We start from the raw sequence: 13,021 nt of genomic DNA, 5'->3' as shown, positions 1-13,021 counted from the left end.
CGCCGGTTTCGGTCATATCGCCCTTCTGCAGCAATTGCCGCAGAAGGGCGGCAATTCTCATCTGGTCTGATATTGCATCTTTCCGAACAACACTTCCTTTGCCTTGTCATCCATCAGGGGTTTGCGCAGATCGGCCAGTACCTGAACCCCGCGCTGGACTGCCGGGCGGGCGCTGATTTGATCGAACCAGCGTTTTGCGTGGGGATAATCGGCCCAGTCTATGCCCTGGTTGCTCGATGAACGGGCCCAGGGGAAGGTGGCGATGTCGGCAATCGTGTACTGGTCGCCGCTCAGATAGGCGGTTTTGGCGAGCTGCTGGTCGAGTACGCCATACAAGCGTCTGGCTTCATTGGTGTAGCGCTCGATTGCATATTCGATCTGCGTCGGCGCATAGATGCGGAAATGATGCGCTTGCCCCAGCATCGGGCCGAAGCCACCGACCTGGAACATCAGCCATTGCATGGTGTTGAACTTTTCCCGATCGTTATTGCCGAGGAACCGGCCGTGCTTGCTGGCCAGATACAGCAGTATCGCGCCCGACTCGAACAGTGAAATCGGTTGTCCGTCGGGGCCGTCTGCATCGACGATGGCCGGGATTTTGTTGTTGGGTGAAATAGCCAGAAAATCCGGCTTGAACTGGTCGCCGGCCCCGATGTCGATCGGATGTACGCGCCATTCGCGACCCAGTCGCAGCCCACATTCTTCGAGCATGATATGAACTTTATGGCCGTTAGGGGTGGGCCAGCTATAGACGTCAATCACGGCGTTTCCTTTTTTTGAGAGAGTGGCAACAGCGTCGTAAATAACTACGCGACGGATAGTTTAGTCTATCCGCCGCGCAGCTGCAGCCCTGTGTTTCCTGCCAGCCTGGAGCCGGTCAGGCTGGCGTTTTGCTTTCCTTGCCTGCTGGCGGCATGTGCTTTGCCAGTTCCAGCTTGGCGATCGCATTGCGATGCACTTCATCCGGACCGTCGGCCAGACGCGAGGTTCGGAGTTCGGCGGACATCGGGTGATTTTCATGAATTGTTTGATGTCATTCTATAAGCACTTGCATTCTTTGCGGCGATTTGATTCGGTCTATACGAATGCTTTAATGCTGTCCGTGCATGGGGAATACATTCTTTGCCGCCGGATGCATTGTGATGTCATAATATTATTTTTATGGACATGACGCTGGGTCCAGCAAATGTGCAAGAGATACGGGTTAATCCGATGTCGGGCATCCTTGCATCTTTCCGATCAATGGTTCGATTCTGAAACACAGTATCGATGCAATCCAGATACAAATGAAAATTGATAGGGAGCGTCGTTTGCGAATACCAGCGCATCGCTTGATGGCCGCGGCCACACTGTTATTTTGCGGCCCCAGCGCATTTGCACTGGGCTTGGGCAATATCGGCGTGCAGTCGGCGCTGGGGCAGCCGTTGCATGCCAGCATCGCTCTGTTGGGCGCAGACAGCGGCGAACTGACCGGCTCCTGCATCAAGGTGCGCGTGGAGTCGCTCGACGGCGTCGCGCTGCTGACTCCGCAACTGGCAATCACGCGCAGCGGATTATCGTCCTTCATTACGCTGACATCGCGCCAGGCAATCCACGAGCCGGCCGCCACGATTGTCGCCGAGGCCGGTTGTGCAGCGCCCGTGCGCCGCAGTTACCAGGTGCTATTCGACCTTCCGGCGTTTTCTGCATCTGCATCGCCCGAGCTTGTTCCTGCTCGCGAAAGCGGGGCAATCTCCGGGCCGGCATCGGCAAAGGTGCAGCCTGAAGCGCCAGTCAGGAAAAAATCTGCGGCCCGGGTTGCAAACCCGGTTCGCATCCAGAGCCGGCAAACTCCCGAGTCCGCCGCCAAAAAAACCGCTACCCCGAAGCCGTCCGCAAGCGTTAATCCAGCCGGCGGCCAGGGTGCCGCGCTGGATGTGCTCAGATTGTCGGGAAATGACGATGATGCGGTATCCCGTTTAAAGCTAAGCAGTGCCTTGTCACTGCCGGAAAACGCTGCGCCCCAGCCCCAGTCTGAAGAGGCGCGCTTGGCCCAGCGCGAATTCGCCGCGCTCTTGAACGGGGTGGACCCGCGCGCCGGCATCGACGCCGAACGCAAGGCAAGGCAGGCGCAGGAGGCTGCACTGCGTACCCAGATGGCGGCGTTGCAGCGTCAAAATAGCGCGAACCAGATTGCCCTGGCAGCTTCGCAAGCCGGATCCTCGCTGGTTTTCTGGTTGACGGGCTTGCTGGCATTGTGCCTGCTTGCCATCGGCTGGCTGGCATGGCGTCTGCGGTCCTTGGCCCGGAGCGACAAGGCGGCATGGTGGAAGACGGGCCGGCCCGACGATGAAGATGCCGCGCAATTTGTCGCCAGCGAGCCCGCCGTGCCCGGCCAAAGCCCGGTGGGTTCTGCCGCTGCGCAGCCGGCAGCCGGGAGCGTTGCATGCTTGCCGCAGAGCCTAGACGCGGACATCGGTGCGGCGGCGCCAAGTGCGCCGGACGCCGGCGCCGGATTGGCGTTGCCGGAAAACGCCGGCAGCATGCACGGCTTGGTTCCTCAACCGGATCACGGCGCCAGCGCCGGCAAAGCCGGTCAGCGCGGACGCTCGGATGAATTCAAGGTGGAGGAAATCTCCGATGTGACGCAGGAAGCCGAGTTCTGGATATCCCTGAACAACCAACAGCGCGCCATCGAGATACTTGAACCGTATACGCAGAGTCCCCAGCCGGATTCACCGGTGCCCTGGCTGTATTTGCTGGATTTATACAGCGAAATCAGGGACGCGGAAAAATACAATGCGCTGCGCGAGCGATTTATTCACTTGTTCAATGCCCGCATACCGTTGTATGGGGAGCCGGAGCTGCAAGCGCAGACGCTGGAGGATTTTCCGCATTTGCTGGCACGCATTTGCACGCTGTGGCAAAGCAGCGACATCGTTCCATTCCTGCAAAGCCTGCTGATCGACGATCGCGAGGGCGAGCGGGCCGGTTTCGACTTGCCGTTGTATCGCGACATCCTGATGTTGATTGGCATCGCGCACGAGAAAAAACGCTTGCACCAGCTTGACGAACCGCATTCCGGGATACGAGAGGCGGCAAGCGGGGCGGGTGGGGAAGTTCCGCTGCCGACCATTGAAACAATCACCCACGCCGCGCCGATGTTTACCCCGGATGGCGATATCAATTTTGCGCCGATTGATTTCAATCTCGATATCGCAAGCGAGCAAAAAACTGGCTGAATGACGGAGCGCTTCCAATGCTGGCCACGGCATGAGGCCAGCATCGATGTTTTATGGCTTTGCATGAGTATCGCCAAAAATGACTTGATTTCCGCAATTATTCAGGGTGGCTTTAAAAATACCCGTGGTGGCGTTTATGCGCGGGAGAGCGCTTGTAAAGCGGCCTGGAGTGTTTCGTCTTTCTTGGCGAAACAAAAACGCACGATGCCGGATTCTTCCGGCCGCTGATAAAAAGCCGATACCGGAATCGCCGCCACGCCGATTTCTGCGGTCAGGAACTGGCTGAACTCGGCTTCATTCAGGGCCGAGATGGCTGAATAATCGACGCACTGGAAATAGGTACCGTCCGACGGCAGCAATTTGAAGCGGCTGTTTTTCAGGCCGTCCCGGAACAGGTCGCGCTTGCGCTGGTAGAACGCCGGCAACTCCAGGTACGGCGCCGGGTTGCGCATGTAGTTTGCCAGGCCGTGCTGTACCGGCGTGTTGACGGTAAATACATTGAACTGGTGCACCTTGCGAAATTCCGCCATCAGCGCCGCCGGCGCCGCCACATAACCGACCTTCCATCCGGTGACATGGTAAGTCTTGCCAAAACTGGAAACGATGAAGGCGCGCGCCGCCAGTTCCGGATGGCGGCAGACCGATTCGTGCGCCAGGCCATCAAACACCATGTGTTCGTATACCTCGTCCGAAATCAGCAGAATGCCGGTGCCGCGCACGATCTCGGCCAGCGCCAGCAAATCCTGTTTGGACAGGGTCGAGCCGGTCGGGTTGTGCGGCGAATTGATGATGATCATCCGGGTTTTTGGCGTGACCGCAGCCGCCAGCGTGCCCCACGGCACCGCATAGCCGCGCGGGCCGAGTTCCATTTGCACGCACACCGGCACTCCGCCTGCCAGTTCGATGGCCGGCACATAGCTGTCGTAGGCCGGCTCGATCACGATCACTTCATCGCCGGGATGCACGCTGCACAGTATGGCAGTCAGCAGCCCTTGGGTGGCGCCGGCGGTGACCGTGATTTCGCTGGCGGGGTTGTACTTGTGGCCGTAGAGATCGGCAACCTTGCGCGCAATCGCTTCGCGCAGGGGTGCTATGCCGGGCATCGGCGGATACTGGTTCAGTCCGCCTTGCATTGCGGCGGTGACGGTATCGATCAGCGCCGGATCGCAGTCGAAATCCGGAAAGCCCTGGCCCAGATTGACCGCATTCTTTTCCAGTGCCAGCGCCGACATGATGCTGAAAATCGTGGTGCCCACCTTGGGCAGCCTGGAGGACAGGGCGGCAGGAGCAAAATCGGCGGCAGGCGGAAGTGGCTGATTCATGATCGGATCGGTAGGCTGTGGTCGAGCCGGCATTTTAACGCCGATGCCGGCTGGGACAGGAAATCCAGCGCTACCCGGCCCCATCGGCACTCTTCGGATGAAAAATATACGTATATATGTATATTTTATAACCGCAATTAAATTATGTTTAAAACAGCAATTTTTTCATATACTCCATGAAAATTGTATAAATGACTGAACGCAGTCGGGAGCCGCTAGCGATCATGCAGGTATAGCGCGTCATCGAAGGTAAACAGCCATTGCGGCCGGTATACCGCGAAGATCGTGACCAGAAAACCGATCAGGAAGGTTTCGCCCCAGGCCAGCAGCAGCATGTAGGCAATCGCGTCGGAGGGGCCGGGTGCTGGCGCCGCAATCCATAACCGGTGGGCGGTAATCGAAATCAGGCCGGTCAGGGAAAGCACCGCCATCGAGCCGAAAAAACCGTTGCCGAACAGGTAGATGAACATGTGATGCGGCAAGCGCTTTTTGCTGGCTTTGAGTATGACGTCGCTCAGCCAGGCGGGCAGTAGCGCCAGCAGCAAAAAATTCATGCCGAGATTGGCCCAGACGCCATCGAACAGCGCGGTGTAGGCAATCACGGACAATCCCAGGCCGAGCGTCGCCAGCGGACGGCCGAACATCAGCGGGAACAGCGACAGGCCCATCAGGTGCAGGTTCAGGTCGCTGCTGACGTTGATGCGCAGCCGCCACAGCATCGTCAACAATATGAGCAGCGCGCACCAGGCTGAAAACACCGTCGGTGCTTCCAGCCGCTTCCAGGGCGCGCTGATCGCGCAACGCAGCATGCCAACGATGGCCAGGCACCATGCGACGATGGCTATGCCGGCCGGGAGCGGAGTGTTGAAAATCCCCATGACAGATCGTCTTTGCAGGTCAATATTTGCCGATTATGCGCGCATGCCGGTTGCGCCGCGCTCAGGCTTGCAGCGCCCACGCTTGCGGCAGGATAATCTCGAACAGGCCGGCGCGCGCGGTTTTTCGGGCCAGTTTCAGCAAGGCCTTGTCCTTGGTGATCAGGGTGGCCGCTTGCGCATCGCGCGACAATTCCAGAAATTTTTGATCGTCGGGGTCGCTGCACAGCGGCAGCTTGATGTCGATGCGCGGCTCCGGCGCAATGCAGTCGATCAGTCCGTCAAACGCGGCATTGCATTCGGCGCGCATCGCTTCGCTCAGGCCCAGGTGGGAGTAGCCCAGCACAATCTGCCATTCCATCCGGCATTCCGCCTTCGTGACGGCCTCGACCGCGCCGCATTTCAGCGCGGCCAGCAAGGCGGCCCAGCGCGGGTCATTGAAGACGAATAAATCCAGGCAGACGTTGGTATCGAGTACGATGCGTTTCGGCTGTAGGCAAGTGTTCATGCGGGTTTTGTCCAATCGTCCAAATTAGTCTAATGTGCGTCCAAAATCATTTGGCTTTCATCTCTTGGCAGTCTCTGCCCCTGAGATCGCCATAGACGGCTGTCATTTTCGCATTTCTGTGGCCAAGTATCGATTGCGCGAAGGCTGCATCGTACTCGGATTTGTGGAGCCACTCGGCCAGTGAATATATCTTGTGGAAGGCCGGCAGGGTTTTCCCCCTCAGCCCTTTGCTACCGGTTAGAGGTGCGGCGCGTCATTTACACGACCAATGCCATCGAAATGCAGAACGCCAGAAGTGTAAATTAGCGTGCAACTTTTTCCCGTGAACAGCACATGTTTTTTCAATCACACTGAGGCACATCCAATTTCATTAGGCTTGTGCAGTTTTCCAATGCCCTGATTTTCACTTTATAGGAGCGTGCAGTGGTTTTTTTGCACTTATGCATTCCCATGTAAAATTGTGTAACCACTTGATTTTGTGGGAAAATATTAAATTTTTGCCAACATTTGTGTTGAGTACGATGCGTTTCGGTATCATGCTTCCAATTTTTTTCTACGGATGTTGCAATGCTGATTGTCCTGTCACCCGCCAAAACTCTGGCCATGGAGGCGCCACCAGCCGGCATGAAAAGCAGCCTGCCGGATTTTATCCCGCATTCTGCCCAACTGATCGATATCCTGAAGACGTTCTCGCCTGCCCAAGTCGCTAGCCTGATGCGCATTTCCGACCCGCTCGCTGCCTTGAATGTCGGCCGTTATGCCGGTTGGAGCCAGGAATTTTCGCTGCAGAACGCAAAGCAGGCGATGCTGGCTTTCAATGGCGATGTCTACGCAGGATTGCAGGCGGCAAGCCTGAGTCCGGCCCAACTTGATTATGCGCAGTCGCATGTGCGTATTTTATCCGGCTTGTATGGCATGCTGCGCCCGCTCGACCTGATGCAGCCTTACCGGCTGGAGATGGGTACTCGCCTGGCTACCAAGCGCGGCAAGAACCTGTATGCTTTTTGGGGCGATATCGTGACTACCGCGCTGGATGATCTGCTGCGGGCGCGGAATTCTTCAGCGCTGATCAATCTTGCGTCCGAAGAATATTTCAAGGTGGTCAAGCCGGAATTGCTGTCGGTGCCGGTCATTACGCCGGTGTTCGAGGACTGGAAAAACGGCAAATACAAAATCATTTCATTCTATGCCAAGCGTGCGCGCGGCCTGATGGCGCGTTATGCGGCACTCCATGGCGTGACGCAGCCCGAGCAACTGCAAGATTTCGCCGTGGAAGATTATGTATTTGATGCCGATGTTTCCAGCGAACGCAACTGGCGGTTCCGGCGCCGTCTGGCTTGACGCTGTTTAGCTGAAATTTGCCGCTGGGTGGTCGTGAATGCAAATGCCCCGCATTGTGCGGGGCATTTGCATCAGGCTGACGGCGTTACCAGAGTTTCCACCACGGAGTGTCTTTGACCGGCCCACCCTTGTAATACACGCTGTTTGGATAATTCGTTTTCATCACGCGTTCGGCATCGTCGCGCAACTCGTTCATGCCCAGCGCATCATATGAGCGCACCATGATAAACAGCGCTTCCTCCAGCGCCGGCGCCTCGCGGTATTCCTTGACCGCATATTGGGCCCGGTTGGCGGCCGCCAGGTAAGCGCCGCGTTTGTAGTAATAATTGGCCACATGGACTTCGTACTGCGCCATTGCATTGACCAGATATTTCATGCGGGCGATGGCGTCAGGCGTATATGTGCTGTCAGGGAAACGCTCGACCAGTTGCTTGAATGCATCGAAGGCTTCGCGCGCCGCCTTCGGGTCGCGTTCAGTGGCATCCTGGCGCGCCAGGAAATTGAATGCGCTAATCCGGTCGTTGAAGTTGATTAGGCCACGCAAATAATAGGCGTAATCGACATTCGGGTGATTTGGATGCAACTTAATGAAGCGCTCCGTCGCGGCCAGAGCCTGCGGCTGATCTGCCTGACGGTAATATGCATAAGCGATTTCCAGTTGCGCCTGTTGGGCATAGGTGCCGAACGGGTAACGTGATTCGAGTTTTTCGAAATGCTGAACCGACTTGTCGTAATTGCCACTTGCCAGTTCATCGCGCGCCTCCGAGTATAATTTCGAGGCAGACCAAGTTTTGGTCTCGTCGATTTTTTCAGGCAGCATGCCGCATGCCGAGATTGACAAGACCAGAAGGGCGGTTGCGATTTTAAATAATTTTTTTGCATGACGTTGTGCAAGTATGCATCTTAACAAGAATCTGATTATAGCCGATGGGACCTGCCGTGATATTACCCGCAATGCCGAATTTGACGGAACCTGTTTTTCCGTCTGCGCTGGATGATGCGGACGAAGAGAGCAGCGCGTTGCTTGAGATGGGGCCTATTACTCTGGCGCTGACACCGGATGCATGCGGCGAGCGCATGGATAAGGTTATTTCAAAACTGATTCCGCAATTCTCCCGCAGCCGCATTCAGCAATGGATCGAGGCCGGCCATGTCAGCGTGGACGGCAAGGTGGCAAAGACCAAGATGACCAGTTTTGGCGACGAGACCGTCGTGGTCTCGCCGCAACCGGCACCCGAAGACGAAGCGTACATCGCAGAAGCCATGGATCTGGTGGTTGTGCATGAGGACGCCGCCATCATCGTGATCGACAAGCCGGCCGGCCTGGTAGTGCACCCGGCTGCCGGCAATTGGTCCGGCACCTTGCTCAACGGTTTGCTGCATCATTACCCGGCGATTGGCGGCGTGCCGCGCGCCGGCATCGTCCATCGTCTGGACAAGGATACCAGCGGCTTGATGGTGGTCGCAAAAACCCTGGAGGCGCATACTGACCTGGTGCGCCAGTTGCAGGCCCGCAGCGTGCGGCGCGAATATCTGGCGCTGGTGTGGGGCACCCCGAATCTGAGCGGCACCGTGGATGCGGCGATGGGGCGCCATCCGCGCGACCGGATCAAGATGGCAGTGCTGGAGAACATGAGCGCCAAGCCTGCGGTGACGCATTTCGAACGTCTGGCCAGCGGCCTGCTGGATCGCCGTCCGGTCAGCCTGATGCGCTGCAAGCTGGAAACCGGCCGCACCCATCAGATCCGGGTCCACATGATGTCGATCGGGCATGCGCTGGTCGGTGATGCGCTATATGGCAAAGCGCATCTGACATCGGTCTTTCCGCGCCAGGCTTTGCAGGCGCAGCGACTGGGGCTGATTCATCCGGCTACCGGAGAAGCCTGCGAATGGGGCGTGCCGCTGCCGCAGGATTTCCTGGCGCTGCTGGCGAGCGCCGGAATTGAAGCACCGCTTTAAATGCCCGTGAATGGCGGAAAACGATGGATTTGATTGTCCCTGACTGGCCCGATTTGCCTGCCAATGTAGGCGTCTTGTCAACTACGCGGCGCGGCGGCTTCAGCCTTGCGCCGTTCGACGATGGCAGCGGAGCTGGCGGCTTGGACTTGGGCACGCATGTGATGGATAGTCCGCTGCATGTCCGGGAAAACCGGAGCCTGTTGCGGGCTTTGCTGCCGGCCGAGCCGGCTTGGCTGATGCAAGTGCATGGCACCGCCATCGTCGATGCGGCAGGCTTGTCCGGCGTACCCGAGGCCGATGCCAGCTTCACTACGGCCAAGGGCGTTGTGTGCGCGATCATGACGGCAGATTGTTTGCCGGTCTTGTTGTGCGATCAAAACGGTCTCGTCGTTGCTGCCGCACATGCGGGATGGCGTGGTCTGTGCGCCGGTATACTCGAAAAAACCGTGGCCCGCATGCGCGCAGCCGGTGCTGACGAAATAACGGCCTGGCTTGGGCCGGCTATCGGCCCGGAATATTTTGAGGTCGGCGAAGATGTGCGGCAGGCATTTTTTGCGCATGATGCGCGTGCGGCGGAGGCATTCAAGCCCATCGCTGCGCATGGAGGCAAGTACCTGGCCGATATCTATATGCTGGCGCGCACCCGGCTACGGCACGCAGACGTGCATCGCATTAGCGGCGGCGGGTTTTGTACCGCTGGCGATGCTCGTCGCTTCTACTCTTATCGGCGCGATAAAGTCACTGGGCGAATGGCATCGTTGATTTGGCTCAATCGGGAAACGCTGTTCCGGGACAATATTTGATCGAGACAGTTTTTTGATAAGGATTGGCTTATTTCGAGGCGTCGGCGGGGCTGTCATGTTCTGTCGCCGTCTGCTTATGCTGTCTGGTTTGTCTTTTTCTATGCGGCGCGCGCATGACATACAAAATAATTGTCAAAGGCAACACACCATACATTAAAAGAGTCATAATTCCAGCGACGACCGAAGATTCGGTGATGGACATCATCAGCACGACATAGGCCCATGCAATAGCAACGATATACATGATGTTGATGTGATAGTGAAAAACCGCAACGATACGCCAAAATAAGGAAGCGAGCATGAATCAGCCTGATTCTCAAGCCATGATTACTGCATGGTTGTCGCAATTGACAGATCAGAGCCCTTGGCAATCCTGGGTTAAGTCGGTGCAGCACACCAACGTTAATCCGATCGCAGACATTCTGAAGGAAGCCGGCGCAAAAATAGCACCGGCCATCGTCACCCGTTTGCAAAATGAGTATGTCCAGCAACTGGCGGCGCTCTGGCAGAATTTCCTGGTAACGAAGAGCGTCACGGCGCTCACCGACAGACGGTTTTCTTCAGCGGCCTGGCAATCGAACGTGTTCTCGTCCTTCAATGCCGCTGTATATCTGCTCAATGCAAGATTCCTGATGAACCTGGCGGAGGCGGTGGAGGCGACTCCCCGTGTCAAACAGAAAATCGCATTCGCTGTTCAGCAAATGGTCGATGCAATGTCGCCGGCTAATTTTCTTGCCACGAATCCGGAAGCGCAGCAAAAAATACTCGATACCAAAGGTGAGAGCCTGGCCAAGGGTCTGGCGCTGATGCTGGCCGACATGCACAAGGGCCGCATTTCCCAAACCGATGAATCCGTTTTTGAGGTCGGCAAGAACGTTGCGACTTCCGAAGGTGCGGTGGTGTTCGAAAATGCGCTGTTTCAGCTGATTCAGTACAAGCCACTGACCAAAACCGTATACCAGCGGCCGCTGCTGATTGTGCCGCCTTGCATCAACAAATTTTATATCCTCGATCTGCAGCCGGAAAATTCGCTGGTGCGTTATGCGGTGGGGCAGGGCCATACCGTGTTCCTGGTGTCCTGGCGCAATCCCGATGATTCGATGGCGGATGTGACTTGGGATAGGTATATCGAAGACGGCGCGATCAAGGCGATTCACGTAGCGCAAGAGTTGAGCGGGCAGGACCGTATCAATGCCCTGGGCTTTTGCGTCGGCGGCACGATTGTTTCAACCGCGCTGGCGGTACTGTATGCGCGTGGGGAAGAACCTGTTGCCAGCCTGACCTTGCTGACGACCCTGCTCGATTTTGCCGATACCGGCATTCTCGATATCTTCGTCGACGAGATGCAGGTAAGGATGCGCGAGCAAGCGATCGGCAAGGGTGGCCTGATGCCGGGCCGCGATTTGGCGGCGACCTTTTCCAGTCTGCGCGCCAATGACCTGGTCTGGAATTATGTCCAGTCGAACTATCTGAAGGGCGAAAATCCGCCGCCATTCGATCTGCTGTACTGGAACGCCGACAGCACCAATCTTCCCGGCCCGATGTTTTGCTGGTATCTGCGCAATACGTATCTGGAGAACAGCCTCAAGGAGCCGGGCAAGCTGACGGTGGCCGGCGAAAAAATCGACCTCGGAAAAATCGATACGCCGGTTTTCATTTACGGCTCGCGCGAAGATCATATCGTGCCCTGGAACAGCGCCTATGCGTCTACTGCTGTATTGAACCCGAAACAACCGAATCGAAACCGGTTTGTTCTCGGAGCATCAGGACATATAGCGGGTGTCGTCAATCCGCCGGCGAAAAAGAAACGTAGTTACTGGATCAACGACACTCTTCCCGCGAATTCTGAGGCATGGTTGGAAACGGCAACAGAGCATCCGGGCAGTTGGTGGCCGGAGTGGTCGGCCTTCCTGGCTGAGCATGCAGGCAAGCAGGTGAAGGCTCCGGGCAAGCTGGGAAATGCTGCATTCAAACCGATTGAAGAGGCGCCGGGACGTTATGTCAAGGTAAGAGCAAACTAAAGCACATAACTTGAGCTTAACGAAAGAGGAGACAAGCATGAAAAAACGTATCGCGTATGTAACCGGTGGAATGGGGGGCATTGGAAGTCCCATCTGCAAGCGTCTGTGCAGTGAAGGTTTCACCGTAGTCGCCGGTTGCGGCCCGAACTCTCCGCGCAAGGATAAATGGCTGGCCGAGATGCGTGCCGAAGGTTATGACGTGCATGCTTCTGAAGGCAATGTATCCGACTGGGATTCAACCAAGGCGGCTTTCGATAAAGTCAAGCAGGAAATCGGCGAGATCGATGTGCTGATCAATAATGCCGGCATCACGCGCGACGGCCAATTCCGCAAGATGACCAAGCAGCAGTGGGATGAAGTCATCAACACTAACCTGAATTCGCTGTTCAACGTCACCAAGCAAGTTATTGACGGTATGGCTGACCGCGGCTGGGGCCGGATCATCAATATCTCTTCCGTCAACGGTCAGAAAGGGCAGTTTGGCCAAACCAATTATTCGACCGCCAAGGCAGGTTTGCATGGCTTTACCATGGCATTGGCGCAAGAAGTGGCAACCAAAGGAGTGACGGTCAATACGGTTTCGCCCGGTTATGTCGGTACCGACATGGTCAAGGCAATCCGGCCGGACGTACTGGAAAAAATCGTTGCCGGCATTCCAGTCAGACGTTTGGGCGAACCGGAAGAAATCGCTTCCATCATCGCCTGGATCGCGTCCGATGAAGGGGGTTATGCGACCGGCTCCGATTTCTCTCTGAATGGTGGCTTGCACATGGGTTAAGCAGGCTGGGAGCCGTAGTAAAAACGGCTTCCTTTTTACTTGTTGCAAACGCCATTCATTACATTACATTGCATTGCAATAATTCTGGGAAAAGCAGCTTTCTGGAGATATCGGTTTATCCGCTCTATAATGGAAATCCGAAAAAACGTGCAACCGTGCATTTTTTGAATGGCTTGAAATGCGTTGCGACGCA

General features: G+C 56.5%; 13 protein-coding genes. 6 read left to right on the top strand and 7 right to left on the bottom strand.

Going from position 1 to position 13,021, the window contains the following annotated elements:
* Positions 1-57: 57 nt before the first annotated feature.
* Together HMCN_RS0102465 and HMCN_RS19965 are read right to left on the bottom strand one after the other, a co-directional pair.
* The gene (locus HMCN_RS0102465) at positions 58-762 is read right to left on the bottom strand and encodes a glutathione binding-like protein (protein WP_025915884.1); all 705 of its coding nucleotides are present in this window, start codon (positions 760-762) and stop codon (positions 58-60) included.
* A 115-nt stretch (positions 763-877) separates the two neighbouring features.
* Positions 878-1,006 carry a hypothetical protein gene (locus HMCN_RS19965; RefSeq protein WP_255342415.1) on the bottom strand — a complete coding sequence of 43 codons (129 nt, stop codon included), beginning with the start codon at positions 1,004-1,006 and terminating at the stop codon, positions 878-880.
* Between the two features lie 328 nt (positions 1,007-1,334).
* Here HMCN_RS19965 and HMCN_RS0102455 point away from each other — a divergent pair, with 328 nt between their 5' ends.
* Complete coding sequence (locus HMCN_RS0102455; RefSeq protein WP_025915883.1) at positions 1,335-3,221, top strand: FimV family protein; 1,887 nt, start codon at positions 1,335-1,337, stop codon at positions 3,219-3,221.
* Positions 3,222-3,355: 134 nt separating this feature from the next.
* Here the strand turns inward: HMCN_RS0102455 and HMCN_RS0102450 are convergent, their stop codons facing one another.
* The 3 genes from HMCN_RS0102450 to HMCN_RS0102440 form a co-directional block, all read right to left on the bottom strand.
* Positions 3,356-4,543: a pyridoxal phosphate-dependent aminotransferase gene (locus HMCN_RS0102450; protein ID WP_025915882.1), complete on the bottom strand. Its 1,188-nt coding sequence runs from the start codon at positions 4,541-4,543 to the stop codon at positions 3,356-3,358.
* Positions 4,544-4,758: 215 nt separating this feature from the next.
* Positions 4,759-5,421 carry an energy-coupling factor ABC transporter permease gene (locus HMCN_RS0102445; RefSeq protein WP_025915881.1) on the bottom strand — a complete coding sequence of 221 codons (663 nt, stop codon included), beginning with the start codon at positions 5,419-5,421 and terminating at the stop codon, positions 4,759-4,761.
* Positions 5,422-5,482: 61 nt separating this feature from the next.
* Positions 5,483-5,926, bottom strand: a complete 444-nt coding sequence (locus HMCN_RS0102440) for a putative toxin-antitoxin system toxin component, PIN family (RefSeq protein WP_025915880.1) — start codon at positions 5,924-5,926, stop codon at positions 5,483-5,485.
* A 567-nt stretch (positions 5,927-6,493) separates the two neighbouring features.
* On the opposite strand from HMCN_RS0102440, the gene yaaA reads away from it, so the two are divergent.
* Positions 6,494-7,267, top strand: a complete 774-nt coding sequence (gene yaaA, locus HMCN_RS0102435) for a peroxide stress protein YaaA (protein WP_025915879.1) — start codon at positions 6,494-6,496, stop codon at positions 7,265-7,267.
* Between the two features lie 85 nt (positions 7,268-7,352).
* Here yaaA and HMCN_RS0102430 read toward each other — a convergent pair whose 3' ends face one another.
* The gene (locus tag HMCN_RS0102430) at positions 7,353-8,165 is read right to left on the bottom strand and encodes an outer membrane protein assembly factor BamD (RefSeq protein ID WP_369792131.1); all 813 of its coding nucleotides are present in this window, start codon (positions 8,163-8,165) and stop codon (positions 7,353-7,355) included.
* A 56-nt stretch (positions 8,166-8,221) separates the two neighbouring features.
* On the opposite strand from HMCN_RS0102430, the gene HMCN_RS0102425 reads away from it, so the two are divergent.
* Positions 8,222-9,226 carry an RluA family pseudouridine synthase gene (locus HMCN_RS0102425; RefSeq protein WP_155837345.1) on the top strand — a complete coding sequence of 335 codons (1,005 nt, stop codon included), beginning with the start codon at positions 8,222-8,224 and terminating at the stop codon, positions 9,224-9,226.
* A 23-nt stretch (positions 9,227-9,249) separates the two neighbouring features.
* Entirely contained in the window at positions 9,250-10,029 is a 780-nt protein-coding gene (gene pgeF / locus HMCN_RS0102420; RefSeq protein WP_025915876.1) for a peptidoglycan editing factor PgeF, read from the top strand.
* A gap of 28 nt (positions 10,030-10,057) precedes the next feature.
* On the opposite strand, the gene HMCN_RS0102415 is transcribed toward pgeF, so the two are convergent.
* Positions 10,058-10,330 (bottom strand): hypothetical protein, encoded by a 273-nt coding sequence (locus HMCN_RS0102415; protein ID WP_369792130.1) that lies wholly within the window; start codon positions 10,328-10,330, stop codon positions 10,058-10,060.
* Here HMCN_RS0102415 and phaC point away from each other — a divergent pair.
* Both phaC and HMCN_RS0102405 read left to right on the top strand, forming a co-directional pair.
* Positions 10,329-12,050, top strand: a complete 1,722-nt coding sequence (gene phaC / locus HMCN_RS0102410) for a class I poly(R)-hydroxyalkanoic acid synthase (protein ID WP_051566713.1) — start codon at positions 10,329-10,331, stop codon at positions 12,048-12,050. The two genes, HMCN_RS0102415 and phaC, sit on opposite strands and share 2 nt — an antisense overlap.
* A gap of 37 nt (positions 12,051-12,087) precedes the next feature.
* Positions 12,088-12,828, top strand: a complete 741-nt coding sequence (locus HMCN_RS0102405) for a 3-ketoacyl-ACP reductase (RefSeq protein ID WP_025915873.1) — start codon at positions 12,088-12,090, stop codon at positions 12,826-12,828.
* The last annotated feature ends 193 nt before the right edge of the window (positions 12,829-13,021 follow it).

It is taken from the genome of Herminiimonas sp. CN (genome assembly GCF_000622895.1).
Taxonomy (GTDB): Bacteria; Pseudomonadota; Gammaproteobacteria; order Burkholderiales; family Burkholderiaceae_D; genus AVCC01.
The sequence above is the reverse complement of the archived record's forward strand: the minus strand, read 5'-3'. Positions and strand labels throughout refer to the sequence as shown.